General features: G+C 60.4%; 21 protein-coding genes, 1 pseudogene and 1 riboswitch. Of the genes and pseudogenes, 8 read left to right on the plus strand and 14 right to left on the minus strand.

Annotated elements, in window-relative coordinates; translation table 11 throughout:
• Positions 1-33: 33 nt before the first annotated feature.
• A complete protein-coding gene (locus tag ACSQ9D_RS29490) occupies positions 34-1347 on the minus strand; it encodes a CmpA/NrtA family ABC transporter substrate-binding protein (protein WP_436285378.1) in 1314 nt (437 codons plus the stop codon).
• Between the two features lie 666 nt (positions 1348-2013).
• Here ACSQ9D_RS29490 and ACSQ9D_RS29495 point away from each other — a divergent pair.
• Positions 2014-2205, plus strand: a complete 192-nt coding sequence (locus ACSQ9D_RS29495; RefSeq protein WP_436285379.1) for a DUF6494 family protein — start codon at positions 2014-2016, stop codon at positions 2203-2205.
• A 157-nt stretch (positions 2206-2362) separates the two neighbouring features.
• Here the strand turns inward: ACSQ9D_RS29495 and ACSQ9D_RS29500 are convergent, their stop codons facing one another.
• The 8 genes from ACSQ9D_RS29500 to ACSQ9D_RS29535 all read right to left on the minus strand — a co-directional run bounded on the left by ACSQ9D_RS29500 (position 2363) and on the right by ACSQ9D_RS29535 (position 12898).
• Complete coding sequence (locus ACSQ9D_RS29500) at positions 2363-2617, minus strand: hypothetical protein (RefSeq protein ID WP_436285380.1); 255 nt, start codon at positions 2615-2617, stop codon at positions 2363-2365.
• 681 nt (positions 2618-3298) lie between these two features.
• Positions 3299-5101 (minus strand): allophanate hydrolase, encoded by a 1803-nt coding sequence (gene atzF / locus ACSQ9D_RS29505; protein WP_436285381.1) that lies wholly within the window; start codon positions 5099-5101, stop codon positions 3299-3301.
• Positions 5101-8637 carry an urea carboxylase gene (gene uca, locus ACSQ9D_RS29510; RefSeq protein ID WP_436285382.1) on the minus strand — a complete coding sequence of 1179 codons (3537 nt, stop codon included), beginning with the start codon at positions 8635-8637 and terminating at the stop codon, positions 5101-5103. The genes atzF and uca overlap by 1 nt, the downstream gene beginning before the upstream one ends.
• 1 nt (position 8638) lies before the next feature.
• On the minus strand, positions 8639-9289 hold the full coding sequence (locus ACSQ9D_RS29515) for an urea amidolyase associated protein UAAP2 (protein ID WP_436285383.1): 651 nt from the start codon (positions 9287-9289) through the stop codon (positions 8639-8641).
• Between the two features lie 14 nt (positions 9290-9303).
• Entirely contained in the window at positions 9304-10122 is an 819-nt protein-coding gene (locus ACSQ9D_RS29520; RefSeq protein ID WP_436285384.1) for an urea amidolyase associated protein UAAP1, read from the minus strand.
• Entirely contained in the window at positions 10119-10946 is an 828-nt protein-coding gene (locus ACSQ9D_RS29525; protein ID WP_436285385.1) for an ABC transporter ATP-binding protein, read from the minus strand. The genes ACSQ9D_RS29520 and ACSQ9D_RS29525 overlap by 4 nt, the downstream gene beginning before the upstream one ends.
• A complete protein-coding gene (locus ACSQ9D_RS29530) occupies positions 10943-11761 on the minus strand; it encodes an ABC transporter permease (RefSeq protein WP_436285386.1) in 819 nt (272 codons plus the stop codon). The genes ACSQ9D_RS29525 and ACSQ9D_RS29530 overlap by 4 nt, the downstream gene beginning before the upstream one ends.
• A 63-nt stretch (positions 11762-11824) precedes the next feature.
• Positions 11825-12898 (minus strand): putative urea ABC transporter substrate-binding protein, encoded by a 1074-nt coding sequence (locus tag ACSQ9D_RS29535; protein ID WP_436285387.1) that lies wholly within the window; start codon positions 12896-12898, stop codon positions 11825-11827.
• Between the two features lie 76 nt (positions 12899-12974).
• Positions 12975-13083, minus strand: a riboswitch (guanidine-I (ykkC/yxkD leader).
• A gap of 209 nt (positions 13084-13292) precedes the next feature.
• On the opposite strand from ACSQ9D_RS29535, the gene ACSQ9D_RS29540 reads away from it, so the two are divergent.
• From ACSQ9D_RS29540 to ACSQ9D_RS29555, 4 genes and pseudogenes are all read left to right on the plus strand, one after another.
• Positions 13293-13622, plus strand: coding sequence for a hypothetical protein (locus ACSQ9D_RS29540; RefSeq protein WP_436285388.1), 330 nt, complete (start codon positions 13293-13295; stop codon positions 13620-13622).
• A gap of 243 nt (positions 13623-13865) precedes the next feature.
• Entirely contained in the window at positions 13866-14015 is a 150-nt protein-coding gene (locus ACSQ9D_RS29545; RefSeq protein ID WP_436285389.1) for a hypothetical protein, read from the plus strand.
• Between the two features lie 122 nt (positions 14016-14137).
• Positions 14138-15118, plus strand: a complete 981-nt coding sequence (locus ACSQ9D_RS29550) for an SDR family oxidoreductase (protein WP_436285390.1) — start codon at positions 14138-14140, stop codon at positions 15116-15118.
• A pseudogene (locus tag ACSQ9D_RS29555) lies at positions 15112-15219 on the plus strand (P-type DNA transfer ATPase VirB11); the annotation flags it as partial. The gene ACSQ9D_RS29550 and the pseudogene ACSQ9D_RS29555, both read left to right, overlap by 7 nt.
• A gap of 360 nt (positions 15220-15579) precedes the next feature.
• Here ACSQ9D_RS29555 and ACSQ9D_RS29560 read toward each other — a convergent pair.
• Positions 15580-16611, minus strand: coding sequence for an IS110 family transposase (locus ACSQ9D_RS29560; RefSeq protein ID WP_436283258.1), 1032 nt, complete (start codon positions 16609-16611; stop codon positions 15580-15582).
• 457 nt (positions 16612-17068) lie between these two features.
• On the opposite strand from ACSQ9D_RS29560, the gene ACSQ9D_RS29565 reads away from it, so the two are divergent.
• Positions 17069-17326, plus strand: a complete 258-nt coding sequence (locus ACSQ9D_RS29565; protein WP_436285391.1) for a hypothetical protein — start codon at positions 17069-17071, stop codon at positions 17324-17326.
• Positions 17327-17453: 127 nt separating this feature from the next.
• Complete coding sequence (locus ACSQ9D_RS29570; RefSeq protein WP_436285392.1) at positions 17454-17753, plus strand: hypothetical protein; 300 nt, start codon at positions 17454-17456, stop codon at positions 17751-17753.
• A 255-nt stretch (positions 17754-18008) separates the two neighbouring features.
• On the opposite strand, the gene ACSQ9D_RS29575 is transcribed toward ACSQ9D_RS29570, so the two are convergent.
• Positions 18009-18842, minus strand: coding sequence for a helix-turn-helix domain-containing protein (locus ACSQ9D_RS29575; RefSeq protein ID WP_436285943.1), 834 nt, complete (start codon positions 18840-18842; stop codon positions 18009-18011).
• 301 nt (positions 18843-19143) lie between these two features.
• On the opposite strand from ACSQ9D_RS29575, the gene ACSQ9D_RS29580 reads away from it, so the two are divergent.
• Positions 19144-20037, plus strand: coding sequence for a helix-turn-helix transcriptional regulator (locus tag ACSQ9D_RS29580; protein ID WP_436285944.1), 894 nt, complete (start codon positions 19144-19146; stop codon positions 20035-20037).
• A 169-nt stretch (positions 20038-20206) separates the two neighbouring features.
• On the opposite strand, the gene ACSQ9D_RS29585 is transcribed toward ACSQ9D_RS29580, so the two are convergent.
• From ACSQ9D_RS29585 to ACSQ9D_RS29595, 3 genes are all read right to left on the minus strand, one after another.
• Positions 20207-21043: an alpha/beta fold hydrolase gene (locus tag ACSQ9D_RS29585; RefSeq protein ID WP_436285945.1), complete on the minus strand. Its 837-nt coding sequence runs from the start codon at positions 21041-21043 to the stop codon at positions 20207-20209.
• A 314-nt stretch (positions 21044-21357) separates the two neighbouring features.
• Positions 21358-22956: an MFS transporter gene (locus ACSQ9D_RS29590; RefSeq protein WP_436285393.1), complete on the minus strand. Its 1599-nt coding sequence runs from the start codon at positions 22954-22956 to the stop codon at positions 21358-21360.
• Positions 22953-23396, minus strand: a complete 444-nt coding sequence (locus ACSQ9D_RS29595) for a DoxX family protein (RefSeq protein WP_436285394.1) — start codon at positions 23394-23396, stop codon at positions 22953-22955. Before ACSQ9D_RS29595 ends, ACSQ9D_RS29590 begins: the two co-directional genes overlap by 4 nt.
• Positions 23397-23514: the final 118 nt, after the last annotated feature.

Here is a 23514-nt window from a genome sequence, read left to right on the forward strand (position 1 = left end):
GGCCGGCGCGCCTGTCGCGCGCCGGAGGCGGGATCAGGAGGCAGCCTTGATCGAAAGGCTGTCGAGGTAGGCGGAGGGATTTTCAGGATCGAAGACCTTGCCGTCGAAGAAGGTTTCCTTGCCGCGGGAAGACGATGCGGGAATGTCGGCTGCAGCGACGCCGAGATCCTTGGCGGCCTCGCGCCAGATGTCTTCGCGGTTCACCTGGTTGACCAGCGCCTTGATGTCGGTGCTCGCTGGCAGATTTCCCCACCGGATGTTTTCCGCCATGAACCAGGTATCGTGGCTCTTGAACGGGTAGGAGGCGCCGTCTTTCCAGAACTTCATATAGAGGTCGGTGGCTTTGACCTCGCGGCCGTTCCCATAATTGATGTCGCCCTTGAGGCGGCCGAGCACATCCTTCGTCGGGACGTTGAACCATTGGCGCTTGCCGAGGATATCAGCCATCTCCGCTTTGTTGTCCATGCTTTCGCACCACTGCTGAGCCTCCATGACAGCCATCAGCAGGGCCTTGGCAGCATTGGGATTTTTTTCGATCCAGTCGGCCCGGAGCCCGAGCGCCTTTTCAGGATGACCCTTCCAGAGCTCGCCGGTCGTGGCTGCGGTGAAGCCGATGCCCTGGTTGACGAGCTGCTCATTCCACGGTTCCCCCACACAGAAGACGTCCATGTTGCCGACCTTCATGTTGGCAACCATCTGTGGTGGCGGCACGACGATGGTCGAAACGTCCTTGCTCGGATCGATGCCACCGGCGGCGAGCCAGTAACGGATCCAGAGGTCGTGGGTGCCGCCTGGGAAGGTCATGGCGGCCTTGACCTCCTTGCCTTCCGCCTTCTTTTTCTCGAACGCGGCCTTCAGCTTGGAGGCATCGAGCTGCACGCCGGTTTCGGCATATTCCTTGGCGACGGAAATGCCCTGGCTATCGAGATTGAGCCGGGCGAGGATCGCCATCGGCACCGGCTTATTGTTCTGCGTTACCTTGCCGGTTTGCATGAGATAGGGCAGCGGCGAGAGGATATGAGCACCGTCGATGCCGTTTGCTGCGCCGCCCAACACGAGATTGTCGCGGGTCGCGCCCCAGGATGCCTGTTTGGCGACATCCGTTTCCGGAAGGCCATGCTTGTCGAAAAGGCCCTTTTCCTTGGCGATGATCAGCGGTGCGGAATCCGTCAGAGCGATAAAGCCCAGCTTGACACCTTTCACTTCGGGGCCTGTCCCGGCTGCGAAGGCACCGGACGGAAAGGCAGTCTTGACGGCGCCGATGAGGGCGGCCGTTGCAGTCGTCTTGAGTATGCTGCGGCGGGTAATGCCGGTTGTTGAAATCCCAGTAGTCAAAATCTTTGTCATGCGCAGTTCCCTCTGCTGGCTGAATTTTGGACACAAAAAAACGCCGCCGGAAATTGCGGTCACGGGATCGGAGCATCCCGGACATCAAAAACCTTGCGACGTCGGTGTCGTGTGTAGGCGCCTATGCCGCGCCTATCTGCGCCGGTCGCCGTTGACCGGTGCGTGTCGGAACGTGCAATCAGCGTGCCAGTTCTAAGAGAAACTGTTAACAATATGAAACAAAAGCAGAAATCGTACGATTCCAGGATTGCTTATTCCTTGTGCAGATTGTCAAAGCGCTCACTTATTGTGCGTTTGCTTGCTGTGATCGCCGCCGTGAGAGCACTTATTTGTGCAGCGCACACGGTCGTGAGGCCGTGATGACGCAGTCGGCGAAATGGATTTTACCCGCCCTGCCTTACCGTGGTACGCATTCCGCTAATAAAGCGCCGATGGAGTGAAGTGAGGGAAAATGAGAAAGCTGGTCGCAGGCGCATAATGTATCGTTTGGAGTTGCAAAGGATGCGGGAGCTTAGCCACGCGCCTTGGCGGCAACGACTGTTTCTCGCCGTCGCCCGACGCCTCCTCCCGCATCGGTCTGTTTGCATGGCATCGCGCTTCACCTCCCTGCTTTCTTGACGACTTGCCTTCCCGTACAATCCCTTCCGGACACACAGGAGTTCCGTCATGAGCGAAGACGCTTTCAACATGTCGATCCGCAAGTTCCTGAAGGAAGTCGGCATCACTTCGCAGCGCAAGATCGAGGAGGCGGTGCGCGAAGGGCAGACCAGCAGCAAGAAGCTGAAGGTCCGCATGACACTGACGGCGGAAGGGACCGGCCTCAACCACGTGGTGGACGGCGAGATCGAACTTCCATAAGCCCGCATGGGCTTGGTCGCCTGGAACCGGCAGGACCCGGCCGCGGCCCGCGACTACATTGTCGGTATAGCGCAGTCACTAGCGCGGCCGAGGAGGTGGAGCGAGTTGCCTGATCGCGACGGGTGGAATCCCTCGATCGAGCACTCAAGTATCAGGGTTATGTCATTCTCCGAACGACCCAGAGTGACCGGCCCGCATGAGCGATTCCGGAAACGGGCCGGACGCGAGGATCATCTTTGAGCCGCTCGGCCTCCTCCACATCAAGAAGCAGGACCTGCTGATCGGTCTCGTTTGCATTCGGCGTGATCCACCAGCGTAGATCCTCGCAGCAGAGCCCAGCCTCCGGATGCTCCTGGAGGTACTCAATGGCATATTCGGCGTCCACTTTCATCGGCACGGCGTCGACGGACATTTGCTCTCTCCTTCTTCGTCTGCGATCCTTGGACAATACTTGATTTGTGGCGCCTGTTGCAGGAGGCCATTTGCTTGCAGCTGTTGGCAGCGACGGCTTTGCGCCAGCATCGACGCAGGGCCGATCAGATCGCCAGAGCGATGCGCGAAGAGGAGCTGAGGGGCAATGCGTCGATGATCAACATCGCCGTTGAGCGAGTGACGCGGCAATGCCGCCGAGCAGGGGTGTCCACCTCATGTTGATGCCGATGTGAAGGAATGCGCGCCACAGCCGTTCTAGAGAGCATGGATTTTGTGGCCGCCGAACTCGGCGACGAGTAGTCGCGACCACGTCGCGGGTCTGTGGTTCGGATCCCTTCAACGCGACCTTGATGCTGATGGTGTCGCTAGATGAGCGTGGTACGTGGTTCGAATGCCGCGATCCAGCGACAACTTCGCGAAAAGCATGGGCTCGGCGAAATGGGCGATGGTCGCAATGTTTGTGCCATCCCACCACCACCCGTCCAATCGAGATCACCAGTTATCGTGACAGCACTTTCCGAACCCCTTGACGGTTGTCGGAGGCGGCCGAAGGAGGCAGCCCGATAACGAGCGTTCGGGCAACGACCCCATCGAGGATCACATGTAATGTCTTCAGCAAAAATGCCGTCAACCTACCACTCCTTTCTCAGGAAGCTGTTATTTAGGCCTTGGTACGGACATAGTGTCGCCAACCGCCGAAGTCAGTGATATCCAGTGCATCCGCAACGGCGTGGGCTTCGCAGAGAAAGCCCGAAACCGCGGTGCCGTCATCCAGCGAGATCTTGCCAATGCCGAGCGGCGCGGGGATTTTCTGGACGAAGCGGCCGAAGGCATCGGGTGACACCGCCCAGACCTCGACCTCCACGCCCTTGCCCGAAAAGCTTGGATCGCGCACTAGCCCCGGTTTGGGCGGAACGGTTCCCGGCAATGCGAAGAGACGGTAGTCGCCCGCCGTTCGGCAGGTTTTCAGCCGGTATCCGCCCGAAGAGGTAAGTTCGTGATTGAGCGGCATGCCGCTCAGATGTGCTCCGACGACGACGATCGGCACCGAGCCGTCATCGGCCTGCGGTACACGGCTTGCCTCGGGGATTACCGCCACGCGATCCTTGCCCATTCCCGCATTCAACGTCCGGTGCATGGCGTCGGCGAAGAGGGCGAGCGCATCGTCGGTAAAGGCTGGGCCGATCAGCGTCACGCCGGCCGGCAGGTGACCGTCCGCGTCGAAACCGGCCGGAACGGCGATTGCCGCGCAATCGAGCAGATTGACGAAGTTGGTGTACCGGCCGAAATGGCCGTTTTTCACAATCGGATCCGCCACCATCTGCTCGACCGTATAGGTGGTGGGCGAGGTCGGCAGCATCAGGATGTCCGCCTTCTCCCATTCCTCCCTTGTCTTCTGCCGCAGCGCTTCGAGCTTGTATCTGCCTTCGAAGGCGGCAACTGCGTCATAGGCTTTCGCACCCTCGATGATGGTACGCACCGTCGGATCGAAATCACCGGCATTCGTCGCAAGAAAATCCTTCACCGCCGCAAGCCGTTCGGCGACCCAGGGGCCGTTGTAGAGCAGTTCGGCCGCCTGCCGGAACGGCGCGTAGTCGAATGGAACAATGGTGGCGCCGAGCGCGCGCGCCCTTTCGATCGCGGCATCATAGAGAGCTTCGACGTGCCTGTTGCCGAAGAATTCCCGCTCGGCCCCGTCGAGCACGCCGATCCTCAGGCCGGATGCGGGCAGGCTGGCGGGAGCCGCCTTGCGCGAGAACGGATCGGCGGCGTCATAGCCCTCCATCACCTTGCGGATCGCAACGCCATCGCCGACCGTCGCGGCAAAAATAGTAACGACGTCGACGCTGCGGCAGGCCGGCACGACGCCGACATTCGGCACCAGCCCCGGCGTCGGCTTGATGCCGACGAGATTGTTGAAGGCGGCCGGCACGCGGCCGGAACCGGCCGTGTCGGTGCCGAGCGCGAAGCTCGCCAGCCCCGAAGCGACGGCAACCGCCGAGCCGGAGCTCGAGCCGCCCGACACATAATCCCTATCGAAGACTGAGCGCGGAGCGCCGTAGGGCGAGCGCGTGCCATTGAGGCCGGTGGCGAACTGGTCGAGATTGGTCTTGCCGATCACCAGCGCGCCGGCGGCTTTGAGCCGCGCCACCACCGTTGCGTCCATGTGGGGATGATAGGTGAACGCCGGGCAGGCGGCGGTCGTCGGAAGCCCCACCACATCGATATTATCCTTGACCGCGAAGGGGATGCCCCAGAGCGGAAGACTGTTGGGATCGGGCGCGCGGGCCATCAATTCTCTAACGAAGGCGCGCAAATCATCGTCGGCCGTCGGCGTGATGAAGATCGCCGGATCGTCGGAAGCCTTGCGGCGGATGATCACTTCCTCGACGAGATCGAGGGGTGACAATCCCGATGCATAGGCGGATTGGAGCGAAGCGAGATCGAGAATAGCAGGGAGCATCAGATTTCCTCCAGCACGACGAGGACATCGCCGGCTTTCACGTTGCGGCCGGGGCCAGCGCGCAGATCGCGGACGCGGCCGGCGGCATGGGCGGTCACATTGATTTCCATCTTCATGGATTCGATGATGGCGAGCGTCTCGCCGGAGGCGACCGGCTGGCCTTCCTCGACGAGGATCTTCCAGACGTTGCCGGGTACGGCGCTTTCGATGCCGAAGCAGCCTTCGGGAATATCGCCCCCAAGCCCGGGACCTGTGCCCTCGTCGACGACGAAACTGTCGAGGCCGAGATCCTTCCAGCGCTGGCGTTCGGCCTCGAAGGCCGATTGTTGCGTAGCCTTGAAGGCGCCGATGGCCTGTGCGTTGACGGCAAGCTCCGCTTCATAGGCGGCGTAGGAGAATTCGGCCTCCTCGATTTGGATCGGATAGCCGCCATGGGGGAAAGCGGCACGCGCCTCGACCAGTTCCTCATGGCTCACGGGGAAGAAGCGGATCTGGTCGAAGAAGTCGAGCAGCCAGGGTTTCTCCTTTGAGAAGACCGGCGTCTGGTGCCAGGTGTTCCAGACCTGGATCGTGCGGCCGAAAAGCTGGTAGCCGCCGGGACCTTCCATGCCGTAGATACACATGTAGGCGCCGCCAATACCGACGGCGTTTTCCGGCGTCCAGGTTCGGGCCGGATTGTATTTCGTCGTCACCAGACGATGGCGAGGATCCATCGGTGTTGCGACCGGCGCGCCGAGATAGACGTCGCCGAGTCCGAGAACGAGATAGCTGGCGTCGAAGACGATGTTGCGCACCGCCTGTTCGTCGGCCAGGCCGTTGATGCGGCGGATGAACTCGATATTCGACGGGCACCAGGGCGCATTGGGGCGGACGAGCTCCTGGTATTTGCGCATCGCAAGTTCGGCGTCGGGATCGTTCCAGGAGAGCGGCAGATGCACGACCCGGCTCGGAACCTTCACCGCCTGCGCCGGCGGCAGGCATGCCTCGATCTCGGTGAGCAGGCCAAGGAGGCGCGTGCGGGTGAGGCCGGTTCCGTCATAGTGGATCTGCAGCGACCGTATGCCGGGCGTGAGATCGACGAGCCCCGGAAGCTTCGCGTCCTTGATCGCCTGCATCAGGAGATGGACGCGCAGGCGTAGTGCGATGTCGAGCTGCATCGGGCCGTATTCGACCAGCAGATTGTCGTCGCCCTGGCGGCGATAGACTACGGGGACCGGTCCCAACTCGTTGCGCCCGATGATCGCGGCACCGGCATCGTCGCCGATGCGCTTCACCACCGGACCGGCGACCGGGTCCTCGGCGCGTTTCACCGCATGGAAGCGGATCTTGTCGCCCGGTTTGAACTGGCCCATCTTCCATTGCTCGTCGCGGGCAATCACCGCCGGGCAGACGAAGCCGCCGAGGCTCGGGCCGTCGGGGCCGAGAATGATCGGCATGTCGCCGGTGAAGTCGATTGCGCCGACCGCATAGGCATTGTCGTGCAGGTTGGATGGATGAAGTCCCGCTTCGCCGCCATCGGCGCGCGCCCATTTTGGTGCCGGGCCGATCAGGCGCACGCCGGTGCGGGCACTGTTGAAATGGACTTCGTATTCGGTCGCAAACAGCGTTTCGATGTCTTCCTCGAGAAAGAAATCGGGAGCCCCATGGGGACCGTAGAGCACGCCGACGTCCCAGTCGCGCGCGAGCCGGACTGGTTCATTAGCCGGCTTCGATACTGCCTGCGGAACACGCGCAAGCCGCAGCACATGTCCGGAACGAAGCGTTCCCGTCGCATGGCCGCCGAACTTGCCCAGGCCGAAGGTTGTGCGCGAGCCGAGCACTATCGGTGCTGCAAATCCGCCCGCGACGGCGAGATAAGAGCGCTGGCCGGCCCCGGCGATCGCCCCGATCGCAAGCGTCTGGCCCGCCTTGACGAGGATCCCCGTCCCGTGCGGGACCGGCGTACCGTCGAGGGTCATCGGCATTTGCGCGCCGGCCAGTGCGACCGAGACATCCGAGAAGAATTTGAGCATCGGGCCGGAGACGGTAAGCTCGAGCGCCGCCGTCTCGTCGGCGTTTCCGACCAGCCGATTGGCATGGCGGAAGGATCGATCGTCCATCGGTCCGCTTGGCGGCACTCCGACATGCCAGAGACCCAGCCGTCCCGGCAGCTCCTGCAGGCTCGATTGAGCACCCGGCGCGATCACCTCAACGATATCGGGCACGAAGGCGAAATCCTTGAGGGCTGTCGTCGCCACATTGCCGCTCGCCAGCAGTTCGGAAGCCGCGATCGCTTTCAGATAATCGAGATTGGTCTCGATCCCGGAAATGGCGCTTTTTTCGAGCGCCTTGCCAAGCGCCTCGATTGCGGCGGGCCGATCCTCAGCCTTGACGATCAGCTTGGCGAGCATGGGATCATAATAGGAACTTACCTCCGTGCCAGTGTCGATCCAACTATCGACACGAACGTTTTCCGGAAAGACGACCTCGGTCAGCAATCCCGCGCTCGGCCTGAATTCGGCATGCGGCATTTCGGCATAGACGCGCGCCTCGATGGCAGCACCCTTGGGAGCGAGAGTTTCGTTGCCGGTGAGCACGTCTTCGCCAGCAGCCTGGCGGACCATCCATTCGACGAGATCGATGCCGAAAACCGCTTCGGTCACCGGATGCTCGACCTGCAGGCGCGTGTTGACCTCAAGGAAGTAGAATTCCTCGCGGGCCGGATCATAGATGAATTCGACCGTTCCCGCGGACCGGTAGTGGGCGGAGACGCCGAGCGCGACGGCCGCGGCATGCAGGCGGGCTCGAACGGTGTTGGACAACCCCGGCGCTGGCGTCTCCTCGATCACCTTCTGGTTCCGGCGCTGCAAAGAGCAGTCGCGTTCGCCAAGTGCGATCACCCGGCCATTGCCGTCGCCGAAAATCTGCACTTCGACGTGGCGGGCCTTGGCGACAAAGCGTTCAAGATAGACGCGGGCATCGCCGAAGCTTGCGCGCGCGGTACGTTGCACGCTGTCGAAGGCTGCCTTCAGGCTTTCCGGGTCGTCGCAAAGCTGCATGCCGATGCCACCGCCGCCGGCGGTCGATTTGAGCATCACCGGATAGCCGATATCTGCCGCAGCCGTGAGCGCGGCGTCGCTCGTCTCCAACAGTCCGCTGCCGGGCAGCAACGGCACGCCGCTTTCGCGCGCCAGTTCGCGGGCGGTGTGCTTCAGCCCAAAGGCCGCTATGTTGCCGGGTGTCGGGCCGATGAAGGCGATGCCCTCTTTTGTCAGCCGCTCGGCAAAGCCGATGTTTTCCGAGAGAAAGCCGTAGCCCGGATGCACGGCCTCGGCGCCGGTCGCCTTGCAGGCGGCGATGACGGCGTCGACGTCGAGATAGCTTTCAGACGCCGGCGCCGGGCCGAGCCTTATCGCCTCCTCCGCCATCAGCACTGCCTTGGAAAAGCGGTCCGCATCCGAATAGACGGCGACGGATGCGATACCCATGCGCTGCAATGTCTTGATGATCCGGACAGCGATTTCGCCCCGGTTTGCGATCAGAACCTTCTTGAACATGTCAGGCCTCGCTGTCCCAGACCAGCACCCGGATCGGTGTCGGATCGAAACCGTTGCAGGGATTGTTGATCTGCGGGCAATTGGAGATGACGAGCAGCACATCCATCTCCGCTTTCAGCTCCACATAGTCGCCCGGTGCGGAAATTCCGTCGACGATCGTCATCGCGCCGCTCGGCTCGATGGGTACGTTCATGAAGAAGTTGATATTGGGCACGACATCGCGCTTGCTCATGCCGTGCCTGGAGACTTCGAGAACGAAATTGTCCCGGCAGGCATGGAGATATTTGGTGCCGTGGCCGAAGCGCACCGTATTGCTCTCGCAGGAGCAGGCGCCGGCTGAGGTATCGTGACGACCGCAACTGTCGGCGGTCATGGTCAGCATCACCCGGCCTTCATTGGAGATGACCTTCGTGCCGGTCGAGATATAGGCCGCGCCCTGTTCGCGCATCGTGTCCTGGTTGGAATAGCGCTCGGAGAAGTCCTGCGCATTGTAGAACAGCGTGTCGATCGCCTGCTGGCCGTAGCGATCCTCGATACGCAACGTTTGGCCCTTGCGGATCACCGTCGAGAACGGCGCTTCGGCGGCAATGAAGTGATCCTGCGCGGCGTTTTCGAGCGTGCGGCCCGGCGCTGTCTTGATGAAATCGGTCATGGTCTTGCTTCCCCTCACATCGCCGCCAGCGTGTTGTTTTCAAAACCGCGTACGGCTTCGGCGGTCGCGGTCCGGCAAAGGTCGTCGGCAGGAGGTTCTATCGCTGCGATGCGGGTGACGGTCACCGGATTCGGCCGGTAAACCGGGTCCGGATCAAGCGGATGCGGGCAGTTGGAAAAGCCGACGATCATATCCATTTCGGCGCGCAGTTCGACATAGTCGCCCCCGCGCAAAAGTTCAGGCTTCCACCGGAACGCGCCGTCCTGGTCGACGCGGACCGGGGCAAAGAGGGCAAGCGCCGGCGGAATGTCGCGCTTGTCGAGCCCGGCTTTGGTCGCAAGCAGGATCAGGTTGTTACGGGTATTACGCTTTTCCTCTCCGTATTTTGCTGCGTTCGATGCAGAGGTGGAGCCGCCCATCAGTCCATCATGGGCGCCGGAGGAGTCTTCCGTCACCGAAAACATCACCCGGCCCATGTCGGAGAAGATCACCCGGCCTTTGCCGAGAGCCGTCGTCCACTGCACCTTCACCGTATCGGGCAGGTTCAGCCGCTCACTGGTGTCGGCAGCACTCCAGGCGACGAGGGAGATCGTCGAGAAGCCGTGATCGAGGCTGACGCGCAACACTTCGTTCTTCTTGATATTGGTCGACCAGTTCCAGCCTCCCGGGATCACTTCGCGGTGGACGATCTTGTTGGGCGCGATTTCGGGCGCCGGCAATGGGCTTGCTCCCGGTAGGGCCTTGGGCGCGAATTCGAGCCCCTTCCTTTGATGTTCCTCGTAGCGCGCGCGGTTGGCGGCTATTTCTTCCGGCGAACGTCTGACATGTGTCACGGTTGGATTTCTCCTGACGAAGCCAGGTCGTCCCGGCAATGCCCCAGGGAAGCGACCGGGCCGTCCCGGTCGGGGCTGAAGATCGATGGCGTGCCGGCAAGGCGTGGCGGCCAGATGGAAATGTCCTTGGTGATGGTCGCGCCGTAGCGCTCCTTCTCCTCGGGGCGGTCACGGCGGCGCTCGAAGGCGATGACGCGCGTCGCCAGCGTGAAGGCCTCGCGCATGTCGTGCGTCACCATGACGACGGTCATCTGCGTTTCGTGCCAGAGCCGCTTCATCAATGTGTGGACTTCGGCACGAATACCCGGATCAAGCGCGCCGAAGGGCTCATCGAGCAACAGCACCTTCGGCTTCATGATGAGGGCCTGCGCCAGCGCCAGGCGCTGCTGCATTCCGCCGGAAAGCTGCGCCGGATATTTGTCCTCGGCGCCGGAAAGACCGACTTCGCCGATCAGCCGCCGGGCTTCGTCGATGGCGCTGCGGCGGGTAGCGCCGAAAAGCTTCGCCTTGTAGCGCGCGGCGGAGAATTCGCGACCGAGCAGCACGTTGCCGAGCACGGTCAGATGCGGGAACACGGAGTAGCGCTGGAAAACGACGCCGCGATCCGGCCCGGGCTCTGGCGGCAGCGGTTCGCCGTCAAGCAGGATGGCGCCGCGTGTGGGTCGTTCCTGGCCGAGCAGCATGCGCAGGAACGTCGTCTTGCCGCAGCCGGACGGGCCGACAAGGGCGACGAAGGCGCGCGAGGCGACAGTCAGCGACACGTCTTCAAGCACGATCTGGTCGCCATACTCCTTCCAGACCTTTTCGATCACCAGCTCGCTCATGCCTGCTTCTCCAACTCCGACCAGGGGAAGACAGCGATCCGGATGCGATCGAGGACATAATTCATGGCCACGGCGAGCAGCGTGATCCAGACGACATAGGGAAAGATGATGTCCATCGAGAGATAGCGGCGCACGAGGAAGATGCGGTAGCCGAGGCCGGAATCCGACGAGATCGCCTCGGCTGCAATCAGGAACAGCCAGGCGGGACCGAGCTGAAGTCTGAGGCAGGTGATCAGTCGTGGCAGGATCTGCGGCAGGACGACGCGAAGGCCGATCTGCCAGGAAGAGCCGCCGAGCGTTTCAGCCTTAACGATCTGTTCGCGCGGCAGCTCCAGCGCCTTCAGCGCAAGGTCGCGGATCATCGTCGGCGCAACGCCGATGACGATGAGCGCGATCTTGGAGGCTTCCCCAAGCCCCATGGCGATGAAGAGGATCGGCAGCAGCGCCAGCGGCGGCACCATGGAGATAACGGCGACGAAAGGCGAGAGCAGCGCTCGGAGATAAGGCAGCATGCCGATCAGCATGCCAATGACGAGCGCAGTGACGGTCGAGATGCCGAGGCCGGCAAACAGGCGGACCAGGCTCGCCCCCGTATCGGACCAGAGCAGGTATTCGCCGGTGCGCGGATCGGCGACAAAGGCCAGGCGATCGATCGCATCGGCAAAACCGGTAAGACCGGGCAGCAGTTTGTCATTGGCATTTTCCGCCAGCCGCGCCGCCGAGCCAAAAGTGTAGGCAACGATCAGCAACACGAAGGGCAGCAGCGTCAAGGCCAGCTGCGCACCTCGGCTTGGCCTGGTGTTGATCCAACGCATAGGGAAGCTCCGCTGATAAAGGATGGCGGCGCGGGCAAGGCCACGCCGCTGCTTAAACGTCGCTCAGAGCGAACCGTCGGCGGCTGCCTTCATATAGGTCTCGGTGAAGCGCAGCTTGACGTTGCCACTGTCGCCGAGAATCTTGCCGTCCGGCATTTCGATGCCGATCACGTCCGCGGACGGCGCGCCGTTGCCGAGCAGACCCTTTTCGAACAGGAAGTTGCGGACGAGATCCATCGTCTTCGGCAGGCTGCCAGACGAAGTAAAAGCGACGGCATCGGCCGGCTTGGCAAACAGTTTGGTGGCTGCAAGCTGGGATTCGAAACCCTTGAGATCGGTACCCGATGCCGAACCCATCGCCTCGCGCGCGGCCTTGCCGTCGGCGCTGTCGGCAGTCAGGAGTGCTGCGGTCTCATACCAGATGCCGGCGAGCGCTTTGCCGAAATTCGGATTGTCCTTCAGAACGCCCGTATTGGCGGCCATCAGGTCGATGATCTCGCCCGGCACCTGCGAACTATCGAAGACCTTCTTGGCCGACGGATCCTCGAGGATGGTCGAGACCAGCGGATTCCAGGTGACGACCGCGGTCACGTCAGCTGTCTTGTAGGCGGCGACCATGTCGGCATCGGAGGTGTTGACCACCTTCACGTCGCGCTCGGTCATCTTGCTGGTCTCGAGCGCGCGGGCAAGCAGGTAGTGCGAGACGGAAAATTCCACGAGATTGACGTTCTGGCCCTTGATGTCGGCAAGCGCGCTCTTGTCCTTGAGAATGACGGCATCATTGCCGTTCGAGAAGTCGCCGACAATGACGGCTGTCGTATCGACGCCGCCGGCGGCCGGGATCGACAGACCGTCCATATTCGTGAGCGTCACAGCGTCGAAGGCGCCGGCCGTATACTGGTTCATCGATTCGACGTAGTCGTTGAACTGCGTGACGTCGATCTTGATGCCGTATTTATCGGCCCATTTCTTGACGATGCCGTGATCGGCCGCATAGCCCCAAGGCATCCATCCGACATAAATCGACCAGGCAACCTTGAACTCGGTCTTCTGCGCGGCATCGGCGGAGGTGCCCAAGCCCAGCATCAAGGAAGCCGACAGGGCGGTGACGGAAAGAAGCTTCGAAAAAGTCTGCATTTGAAATTCCCCTTTTGCTTTTTTTCAAAAAGGGATCGGCAAAGACCATCGCGCCGCCAATCCCTTGGCTTACGAGGTCTCCCGGGCTTTTGTCCCGCCGTGCATCCAGTGGGATGTCTCCCCACCGGCGGCAGCTCTCGGACCAGCACGCGTTTTGAAGCGCCGGAACCCTAGCCACCAACTCAGCAATTTCGAAGCAAGTGGCGTGCCAACTTATAAACTATTGATTTTTATTATTTTCGTTCGCGGCGAGATCCCGAACTGTCTACACTTGATTGCATTTGCTCAATATTTAAGCACTAACCGGCGAGGTGCTAGGCACAAAGTACCGCTGTGCGAGACTCGATGGCCATGCGCGCAGTGGATTCGGAACAGGTCGACTACAGAAGGCCCCATGGTTGCCTCCTCCGTTCTCGAAGGATACGTCGTCGTCGTGCAAGACGATCCCGACACTGCGAGAAAACGGGAACCCGCGCTCGGGCAAGCAGGTGCTGCCATTTTCAAGACCTCGACCACGCATGAGAGTGTCGATCTCATGCGGAAGCTGAGGCCGTTGGCTGTGGTGATGAATCCCGCGTGCGACTTAGCGGGAGCCGCTTTTCTCTGGGCGTTGGCGAGGGACGTGTCATGCGCCGTCATCCCGATCCCCGAAATCAAGTGGATGCAGCAGCGGTTCATGGAACTGCGTACCGGCGCATTCGAAGCGAAGAGGAGCGCGGCATGAAGGAGCCCGTGAACTCATCTCATCGTTGGCGGAAACTCTTTTGGGCCCGGGGTTGGGTTTGGAACTTCTTCTGGCAAGTCCGGATCGGGCTCTTCGATCGGCGGCTGCGGAACATCGGGCGGCAGATCGGGAATGGGACCAGGCTTAGGACTTGGAGCCGGCTCGGTTGGAATGGTCGTCATGGCGAATTCCTTTCTAGAGACCTAATCCTCTCGCAGGTCGGTTTGTTCCGGAGCAGCGGGCATGAGGCTCTTCAACTGGCCATGGGGCGATCTGCAGCCTCACCCCTATGATTTCATCATATTCGACTTTGCGTGGAGCTATAGCCTTCGCTCGGCCATCTCTGCCATCGCTGGGGCCAACAAGATGCAGGGCTGCTTTTGGGCGGCCTAAAGCGGAAACTCCACGCTCGCGGTGGGATCATGGGGGCGCGAGATTTGCGGGAGACGCTCAAGTTCTTTCGCGCTATGAAGAGTGATCATAGATCCCGCCCGTCAGACACTGAGGTCCTCCACATGGCTTTGAAAGTCCTTTTCATTGGCGGCACCGGCCAAATCTCGTATCCATGCGTCGCGCGCGCCGTTACCCAGGGTCATCATGTCAGCATCTACAACCGCGGCTTGAGAAGCGACCCGCTGCCTGCGGGGGTCACCTCGATCGTCGGCGAACTTGGATCGACGGCCTACGCGGATCTCGCCAAGGCCGATTATGACGTCGTATGCCAGTTCATCGCCTTCACGTCCGATCAGGTCGCGCGCGACATCCAGGTGTTTGCGGGCAATTGCGGTCAGTACATTTTCATCTCTTCGGCGTCGGTCTATGAGAAGCCGGCGCGTCACTATGTCATTACTGAGAAGACACCGGCGATCAATCCCTACTGGCCCTACAGCCAGGCCAAGATTGCCTGCGAGGAATTGCTCAAGAAGTCCAAGGATCTGGCCTGGACGATCGTCCGCCCTAGCCACACCGTTCGCACGGGCCTGCCGATCATGATGGGCGACAGCGACGTCATGGCGAGACGCATGCTGGATGGCGAGCCCACTATCGTAGCGGGCGATGGCCACACGCCCTGGACACTGACCCGCTCGGTCGATTTCGCAGTGCCTTTCGTCGGGCTTTTCGGCAAACAGGCGGCGCTTCACGAGATTTTCCACATCACCTCCGATCGCGCGCACATCTGGGACGATATTCAAAGGACGATCGCCAGATTGCTGGGCGTAGAGGCCAAGATCGTCCACGTGCCGACGGACACACTGATCAAGTACAATCCGGATTGGGTAGGTCCGCTGATCGGCGACAAGGCCTGGACTGCGATTTTCGACAATTCGAAGGTCAAGCACGTGGCGGGTGACTTCACCTGCGCAGAAAGCTTGGATGAAATCCTGGCTGAGCCGATCATGCACGTCAAGCAGCGCCTGGCCAAAAGCCGTCCGCCGAGGGGGGAACTCGATGCTCTGGTCGATAGGATTTGCGCCGCGCAAAGCGCTCTCGGATAGGTTCGTTCGAAGACACGCCCGAGCTCGTTATCCAGCAACCGAACCATGTCCGTCTCTTCTACTCCAAGCGTGGCCGAGGGCTGGCAGAGGTCTGGGCGCAGTAGCCTTTGGGCATTAAATACCTGGTTGTATAATCGCACTCCCTTCGTCAAGGTGTTTGAGCGTTCGGCATCGTCGCCGTTCTGCGGTAGATGCAGAGCGACGTAAATCCATTGGTTGAGTCGGTCCTCAGCGGTGATATTTTTTGAGCTGTCCAGTGCTGGGAGCAGGGTTGTCTCCGCGGTCGACATAGTGACGCCGCACAATGGGTCTTCGCAGGTAGGACCTTCCTAATGTTTGAGGCGCAGTCTCGATGAGCTGCAGCCAGGTTAAGCGGAATGATCCGACCCACGTCCGCAGCAGGGACGCTCAGTGCCTCAAATCGGGTTTGACGCGCTGAGGGAGGAAGGCTGACACTTCGCTTATGCGGTGGCGCCAGCCAATGCGTTGAACATCTCTCCTGTTTTGAGCATGCTGTGCATGATGACGGCAAGCTTTCGGGCAACCGCCACCGCAGCGCGCTTGAAGCCCAACCGCTCACGCAGCTTGAGCCCCCATCTTTTGAGACTGCTCTCGTTCCTGGCACTGGTCCTCGTGAGGATCACCGTCGCCGCTTCATAAAGCAGTCCGCGCAAATGGTTGTCGCCTCTTCGCGAGATATGGCCATCATAATCGACCTCGCCTGACTGGTAGCGCCGCGTTGTCAGCCCGCACCAGGCGCCAACCGAGCGCGACGTTCTGAAGTTTTCTGGATCTTCAATCGCCGCGACATAGGAGACGGCTGTGATGGCGCCTATACCCGGAATCGTCATCAACAGCTTTGTCGCCTGGCTCTCCCGTGCAGCCGCAAGCAATTGGCGATCAAGATCGGCCGTGCGCTTGCGGATGTCGCGCCACGCCTCAAGCAGCGGCAATATAATCCTTGCCAAGCTGTCATTCCCATCTACGAGTTCCCTCACATTGCCATCAAACACCCGTCCTCTTCCTTTGGGTACGATAAGACCGAACGTCTTCATCAACCCGCGGATCTGGTTGCTGATCTGGATCGAAATGCTCAGGAGCTGATTGCGGGCGCCCACCAGCGTGCGCGTCAGCATGCTATCGAACGCCTTTACCCGGACCACCTTGTAGAAGCCGGCTTCGGCAAGTTGCGCCAAGCCATCCGCATCATTGGCATCGGTCTTGTTGAGCGTCTCGTTCAATACCTTTTGTGCGTGCCGCGCTTCAATGCAGATCGCCGGCATCCCCTCGGCCGTCAGGGCGTGATAGAACCACGTCGACAACGGCCCCGTCTCGAATACGACGCGCCTGGCGTGCGGGGCGTGCTTGCGGATCATCTGCGCCAGAAGTTTTGGGTCAGAAGGGCACTTCCCCCGCCATATCCGCTGCCCGTCCTGTCTGATCGAGATCGCAGTATCTTTCAACGAAACGTCGAGCCCTATATATTGGTCCATGGTTGCCTCCACTTGATGTTTGGGCCCGGTTCCAATCGTGAGCCCGTTTTTCCATCTTATCGGGGGCAACCACCCCCGCCAGCCATCATCTGAGAAAAGTGGCCTGGGACGATCGCGCCGCGATTACCCCATGTTTGGGAACCCGCCGACGTTGCCGTGCGCCCGTACCAGGGCGTTGCCGTGTCCGATATCGCGCCCAGCTCGACGTCGTCTTCGGCGGGCATAGAGTTCCACTCAGCGATTGGCACACCGACACATACGAGCAGCGCGACGGGCAATGGATGATTGTGTGGTCGCAAGCCACTGGGATCAGATAGGCTCTGGGGACTCGGCATTGGGTTTCCGCTCTCCAATTCCCGCTCTTGCTTCTTCACGGAACGAGACCCCCCAAGGTGCCGCCATCGCGCTGACTTAAGCGCTCTCCTCAGAAACCCATCTCGCTACTGGATGGAAGGAAATGGCAATGTTTGATCAAATTCGGATATCGGAAGAAAGCTGGCGGGTGGCCATCGAGACGTTGGCGTCGGCAGGCTGGTCAGTCCGGAAAGGCGGCGGCCTGGATTTCTCCTGGGCTGTACTCGACCGCGACGGGATGCGGATCGACATGGAATACGATATATGGCAGGAGGGCGAAATGGCCTTTGCTAAAGCCGACGCGTCCGCAGTAAGAGGCGATTTTCTAGCCCAATTGATTGTGGAGCTGAAGATCGAATAGGTCTCTGGTGGGCCTGGCGTAGTCCCGGATGCCGGAGAGAGAATGCGCACTCCCACGATAACTGGTGCCTTGCCGGGCCATATGATCGACTCCCTATTAACCCTTCATTCTGTGGATCGTCGAGCGCATGAGAAGTCTCGCACTTGCTGCTTGTGCTGTCCTTTCAGTCCTCGCGCTGAGCGGCAGTATTTTGCTCGGCGCTTTCCTGATCACGAGCCCTTCAGGCGGCGGCTTCTTTCCCAATCTTGGATCTGTTCTGGGGTTACTCGTCCTCGGGATCGGAAATCTCGTCTCGAGCATCTGCAACGGGATATACTGGTGGTTCGGCAAGCGCCCGCGTTGGCTTGGAATAGTAACGCTGGTGCAGGGCCTGCCCACGCTTCTTTTCATGGGATTGATCATGAGCGGGATGGCGCCCGTGTCGTGACCGACGCTTGGTATCTATTCCTCGAAAGACGGGCGGCTGCAGAAATCTTGCCGCAGATATCTAACAAACTTTCAGTTGGGCAAGGTCATTCGGATCCCTTCATGGCGTAGGACATATCAGAAGCGAAACAATGACGATCGGAAGCGTGAGTGGCGGGCGAAGTACTCGATTTGCCTTAATGAGGACTAGGCAAATTCTGTCAGGCGCGTTCAACCGACAGCCGTAGCTACATCGCATTTGAGCAGAAATATCGCATTAGGAGTTTCGGCGCCAATTGCCGGGTGTCACGCCAACGATGTTTGAGAAAACGCGGGTGAAATGGCTTTGATCCGCAAAGCCGCAGGCGATAGCGACCTCGGCAAGCGGCGCGTTCGAGGCTCGAAGCAATTCTCGGGCGCGATTTATCCGTTCGCTGAGAAGCCACTGATATGGTGTCATCCCGGTTGTTTCCCGAAAAGCGCGAATGAAATAACCCCGAGACAGATCGCAAGCCTGTGCAACTTCCAGGATCGAGATGTCACCTTCGAGGTTTTCGAGAAGGATGCTTTTCGCCAGATCCTCATGCGAGCGTGAAAGGATTCGTGTTCGGGTGGCGGTCACAGCCGGCCGGCCGCCGTAGCGTTGGACCACGTAGGTGCCGATTGCTGTCGCCATCTGATCGACGAACAGCGCGCTTGCTTCCTCCGGTTTTTCGAGTGCGGGGATCAGCGCGCGAGCAAGATTGGCAAGCACAATATCCCTTGATGCGGTTTCGGCTGACAACGACGTCACGCCGGACAGCTCCGCCTCATCGGTGATCCTGGTCAGAGACGCAGGCGAAATTTCGAACAGCACGAAATCGAAAGGACTGCTGAAATCTGCTTTGTAGCTTTCCGACAGATCGCGGATATAGATCGAGTTCTCAGCGAAGTCGTGGATCGTCGCATGATGTTCGTGGAAGATGCGCCGCGTGTGGCCACCGAGCGAAGATACGCCGACGACAAAACCTCGATCGCTTGCCGATGTCTCGACCTGATCGAGCTGCATGTCGCTCGTCCCCTTGCGGAAGATCGCGATGTCCGAGCTTATCAGGGTCTGGTTGATCGACAACTGCTTCAAAGGGCACCCGAACCCGTCCGTCGCGTGTCCAGCGGAAGATCGATTTTGACTGGTGGAAACAAGGACCAAGACGCACTGCTTTCATCTCAAAGACGCTGGATGCCGGATATGGCCACCGCGGTAGCTCGCGCTCAGCGCTGTCTTCTGGTAGTCGGCCGAATCTCCTCGACGAGGATGCTTTTCTACAAGATAGAGGTTCGAAAGACGTATAGAAACCCAGAAAACGCGGGATCTCTGCAGTACGACTAAACAGTCCCCGGCGAAGACGATCGAGACAAATGTGAGTGAAGCGTTGACGGCCAGCGAGAGAATTGCGGTATGTTTTGGTATCCAGGCAGCAAGGGCACTGGTGATCAGACCTCTTCGCGAGGCGACGCTCTCTGTCGTCCATCTTGGCCATTTTTATGAAGATGGAGACCATCCGGTCTTGCTTCCTCCGGACGACGCCTTTCTGGTCATGCTCTATCTCGTCGATGTCGACCATTCCGACATCTGGCCGGACCGACCTCCGGCACCTTTGAAGAGGTATCCCAAGGGCTCGATCTGCCTGATCAGTCTGAAGGATGGTGCCGCAATTTCGGTTCGCGGTCATTTCGAAGCGCTCGTCTTCCATATCCCGCGCGCGCATCTTGCCGAGCTCGCGGAGGAAGCAGCAGAACCCTATGTCGATGACCTGGCGACCTGTCGCGGGATTGACGATCAGGTCATCTGCAATCTTGGGTCAGCTCTGATGCCGATGTTCGACATGCCGGACGAGGTGAGGGATACGCTGCTTCCGCATGTCGCGCTGGCATTCAACGCTCATCTCGCGCATCGTTACGGACGGTCGCCTGCCCAGCGTCTTTCGACGACCGGCCGGCTATCTCCCACGCAGGAAAAGCGCATCAAGATGTACATAGCTGCGAACTTATCGGGCGACAACTCGATCGATAATATTGCCGAAGCGACCGGTTTTTCGGTGGATGAACTCTGTTCCGGCTTTGTGGAGACGACTGGGCAATCTGTCCTCGAATGGATTTCGGCATGTCGCATCAGCAGGGCCAAGTCACAACTGAGCAGGACCGGTGAAGCCATCGCCCGAGTGGCCGAAACGTGCGGTTTCTTGGACGAGAAGACGTTCGTGGAAGACTTTAGGAGGGCCGTAGGAGTCACTCCGTTCGAGTGGCGCTCACGCAACCGACACTAACACGCTTCACGGTCGAGCAGTACGGCGGCGATGCCATCTCTCACAGGGCGATTTGCCGTCGATCTCAGCTTCGGCTGCTCCTTGGTCCCGACGTCCAGGAATCCATTGGATGGTAGCTTCAACGTTGTCCGGATGCGGCTGGCAACACGCCGCATCCGGATTGACAGGTTTAGCCTTTGACGAAGGCGAGGAGGTCGGCGTTCAGGATATCGGCATTGACGGTCAGCATTCCGTGTGAGAAGCCGGGATAGGTCTTCAGCGTGCCGTTCTTCAGAAGCTTGATGGCCTTGTGCGCCGCATCTGCGATCGGCACGATCTGGTCGTCCTCGCCATGCAGAACCAGCGTTGGCACTGTGATCGCCTGCAGGTCATCGGTCTGGTCGGTTTCCGAAAAGGCCTTGATGCCGTCGTAGTGCGCCTTTGCGCCGCCCATCATGCCCTGCCGCCACCAATTTTGAATCACGCCTTCGTTCACGGTCGCGCCTTCGCGGTTGAAGCCGTAGAACGGGCCAGCGGGGACGTCGCGGAAGAACTGCGCGCGGTTGGCGGCCAGCGCGGAACGGAAACCGTCGAAGACTTCGATCGGCAGGCCTTCCGGATTGGCAGCAGTCCTCAGCATCAAAGGCGGTACTGCGGAAACCAGGACAGCCTTGGCGACGCGGCCGGTCGGTTCGCCGTGCTTGGCTACATAACGTGCAACCTCGCCACCGCCCGTCGAGTGGCCGATATGGACGGCTTTCTTCAGGTCCAGCGCTTCGACGACGGCAAAGGCATCGGCTGCGTAGTGGTCCATGTCGTGACCATCAGAGACCTGCGCGGAGCGGCCGTGACCACGGCGGTCATGGGCGACGACGCGATAGCCCTTGGAGAGAAAGAACAACATCTGTGCGTCCCAGTCATCCGATGAGAGCGGCCAGCCGTGGTGAAAGACGATCGGCTGGGCATCCTTCGAACCCCAATCCTTGTAAAAGATTTCCACGCCGTCCTTGGTGGTGATGTAGCCCATCCTATTATCTCCTTCGATTGGGGTGGTGGTGGAGGCAGCGTTGGCCGCAAAGCCAAACGATGTGGGAAGTGCGATCGCCGTGGCGGCGGCGGCGCCGGAAAGCAATGCGCCGCGGCGCGTGATGGAATGAAAATTGTTGGTCATTTCAGCGTCCTGCGATCCTGTCGTTTTGCCCTCAGGCGACGCTCTTTGCGTCTGATGGAGACATATTGCCGCCAAAAGGCAATGCGCGACAATTGCATCAATAGTTTTGATTTAATTGCGATTTTTGCAACAATGATGACGGCGGCGGCGGCCGCCCTCTCGCGGTTACTTTATGCGGCGCCGGGCCGGTTGATTGTCAGGAAATGCCGGACGACGGGCTTGTCCGGTCCTGAGTGATAGGCAAGGATCTGGCCTTGAAGATCGGCGTCGGCGTTCGACACCCGCTTGTGCTGGCGAAGATGTTCCGCCCAGGACTCCACCATGAACCATTCTACGATCTTCTGCGGATCGGCAGAGTCTTCCGTGACGCCCCACCCGTAGGCTCCGTCACGCCGCCTTTCGTGGGACATCTCATCCAGCGCATGTAGGAAGACGGTGCGATGATGTTTTTCGACATTGTATTCGATGAGGATAAGGACCGGCCCGCGATCATGGGCAACCTGTTCGGCAACCAGCGGCTCCGGCCAGTGGTTGGACGGCACTAGGTCCGTATCTCCGGACGGCAGTTTCAGGCGGTGCATGATGAACCCGGCAACCAGCAATCCGACAGCGCCGATCAGAAGCGTCACTGGCACGCCCACGGCCTCGCCGACCGCACCCCAGCCGATGCTGCCGGCAGTCATGGCGCCGTTGAATACGGTCAGATAGACCGCCAGACCGCGCCCACGGACCCAGTTTGGAAGGATGGACTGCGCCGTGCCGTTGAGGGTCGTCAGCGCCGTGATCCACGCGCCGCCAAGGAAAAGAAGAATGACGACCGCGAGGGATTGCGGCGGAGCAAACGACAGTGCGCCCATGACCAATGCAGTCACGATGGCGGACCCTAAAAGCAGACTGTCGGCGTCGAAGCGCTCGCGAAGCTTCGGCATCACCAGGGCGCCGCCGATCGCTCCGGCACCGACTGCGCCGAGCAAGATGCCGTAGAAGCTTGCGTCGCCGCCGAGCATTTGCCGGGCGACAAGCGGCAGCAGTGCCCATACCGCACTTGCAAAAGCGAAGAAGATGGCGGCACGCAGCAGCACGACATGCAGCGGGCGGCTGGCACGGGTGTAGCGAAGACCGGCGCGGAAGGCGCCGAGGAAACCTTCGGCAAGCGCGTCATTGGCGTTCTTCGCCCTTGGCCACCACATCAAGGCGGCAATGACCACGATATAGCTCGCGACATCGGCGCCGTAGGTAACTGCCGCACCGAACGCGGCAAGCAGCAGGCCGCCGGCCGCCGGGCCGATCGACCGGGCAATGTTGATGCCCAGAGAGTTGAGCGCGACCGCGCTTTTGACGTCCTGGCGCTGAACCAATTCAGGCACGATCGCCTGCCATGTCGGTCCCATCAGCGCCGCACCGATGCCGCCGAGGAAGGTCAGGCCGATGAGGGCGCTGACAGAGAGCATTCCGGTGTGAGCCAGAACCATCAGTGTGATACTGACGGAGGCGAGCAGCACCTGAACCGCGATCAGGAACTTGCGACGATCGAGAATGTCGGTGAGGACGCCCGCCGGTATGGCCAGGAGGAAGATCGGCAGGGTTCCGGCAGCCTGAACCAACGCGACCGCCGCCGGCGAGGCGGACAGATCAGTCATCAGCCAGGAACTGGCGACGTCGCGCATGAAGCTTCCAGTATTTCCGAGGACGGTGGCTGCCCAAAGGACTGCAAAGACCGGCTGTGCAAGGGGAGCGAAGCTACCCCCGGAGAATTTTGCGGCGCTCATTTGCGTGCTTCCTTTGTCAGATCCATTGCTGCGACGATGATGAAGGCGCCGGCGAGGCCGAGATGTTCGAAGAAGGCATTGGTGGCCATCATACGGTCCATGCCATCAGGCATTTCCCAGAACCGGAGAGCGATGAAGGTTGCGAGCAACGTGAAGATTGCCAAAGCCAGCGCCCCGATCCAACGCAGGAAGCCCGACACGACCATGGCCGAGGCGGCAAGCTCGAAGGTGATGACTGCCACCGCGAAGAACCCGGCCGGATGCAGGCCGAAATGCTCCATCTCGGCCAGTGCGCCGTTAAAATCCAAGATCTTGGTGAGCGGTCCCTGGATATAGGCCGCACAGAGCGCGAGAAGCGCGACGACCCGCGTCGCAGGCGCGGCAATGGTTCCCGCAAGAACACCGCTGTTGCGATTTGTGGATGGAGAATGGTCAATCATGTCTGCTCCTGTAACGTTGGCCGGTCGAACCGATCGGCCTTGATTGCGGCTGATGGAGCGATATTGGCCGGAAAGATTGCCGCCAACAATTGCATCAATACTTTCGAGTTAATTGCGA

Origin of the sequence: Rhizobium sp. LjRoot258 (assembly GCF_964254185.1) — a bacterium.
Taxonomy (GTDB): Bacteria; Pseudomonadota; Alphaproteobacteria; order Rhizobiales; family Rhizobiaceae; genus Rhizobium.

Excerpts from the sequence above, each read along its gene's own strand:
- ACSQ9D_RS29490 (WP_436285378.1), bottom strand. The coding sequence starts at position 1,347 with ATGACAAAGATTTTGACTACTGGGATTTCAACAACCGGCATTACCCGC.
- ACSQ9D_RS29495 (WP_436285379.1), top strand. The coding sequence starts at position 2,014 with ATGAGCGAAGACGCTTTCAACATGTCGATCCGCAAGTTCCTGAAGGAA.
- ACSQ9D_RS29500 (WP_436285380.1), bottom strand. The coding sequence starts at position 2,617 with ATGTCCGTCGACGCCGTGCCGATGAAAGTGGACGCCGAATATGCCATT.
- atzF (WP_436285381.1), bottom strand. The coding sequence starts at position 5,101 with ATGCTCCCTGCTATTCTCGATCTCGCTTCGCTCCAATCCGCCTATGCA.
- uca (WP_436285382.1), bottom strand. The coding sequence starts at position 8,637 with ATGTTCAAGAAGGTTCTGATCGCAAACCGGGGCGAAATCGCTGTCCGG.
- ACSQ9D_RS29515 (WP_436285383.1), bottom strand. The coding sequence starts at position 9,289 with ATGACCGATTTCATCAAGACAGCGCCGGGCCGCACGCTCGAAAACGCC.
- ACSQ9D_RS29525 (WP_436285385.1), bottom strand. The coding sequence starts at position 10,946 with ATGAGCGAGCTGGTGATCGAAAAGGTCTGGAAGGAGTATGGCGACCAG.
- ACSQ9D_RS29530 (WP_436285386.1), bottom strand. The coding sequence starts at position 11,761 with ATGCGTTGGATCAACACCAGGCCAAGCCGAGGTGCGCAGCTGGCCTTG.
- ACSQ9D_RS29535 (WP_436285387.1), bottom strand. The coding sequence starts at position 12,898 with ATGCAGACTTTTTCGAAGCTTCTTTCCGTCACCGCCCTGTCGGCTTCC.
- ACSQ9D_RS29540 (WP_436285388.1), top strand. The coding sequence starts at position 13,293 with ATGGTTGCCTCCTCCGTTCTCGAAGGATACGTCGTCGTCGTGCAAGAC.
- ACSQ9D_RS29545 (WP_436285389.1), top strand. The coding sequence starts at position 13,866 with ATGAGGCTCTTCAACTGGCCATGGGGCGATCTGCAGCCTCACCCCTAT.
- ACSQ9D_RS29550 (WP_436285390.1), top strand. The coding sequence starts at position 14,138 with ATGGCTTTGAAAGTCCTTTTCATTGGCGGCACCGGCCAAATCTCGTAT.
- ACSQ9D_RS29560 (WP_436283258.1), bottom strand. The coding sequence starts at position 16,611 with ATGGACCAATATATAGGGCTCGACGTTTCGTTGAAAGATACTGCGATC.
- ACSQ9D_RS29565 (WP_436285391.1), top strand. The coding sequence starts at position 17,069 with ATGGCAATGTTTGATCAAATTCGGATATCGGAAGAAAGCTGGCGGGTG.
- ACSQ9D_RS29570 (WP_436285392.1), top strand. The coding sequence starts at position 17,454 with ATGAGAAGTCTCGCACTTGCTGCTTGTGCTGTCCTTTCAGTCCTCGCG.
- ACSQ9D_RS29585 (WP_436285945.1), bottom strand. The coding sequence starts at position 21,043 with ATGGGCTACATCACCACCAAGGACGGCGTGGAAATCTTTTACAAGGAT.
- ACSQ9D_RS29590 (WP_436285393.1), bottom strand. The coding sequence starts at position 22,956 with ATGAGCGCCGCAAAATTCTCCGGGGGTAGCTTCGCTCCCCTTGCACAG.
- ACSQ9D_RS29595 (WP_436285394.1), bottom strand. The coding sequence starts at position 23,396 with ATGATTGACCATTCTCCATCCACAAATCGCAACAGCGGTGTTCTTGCG.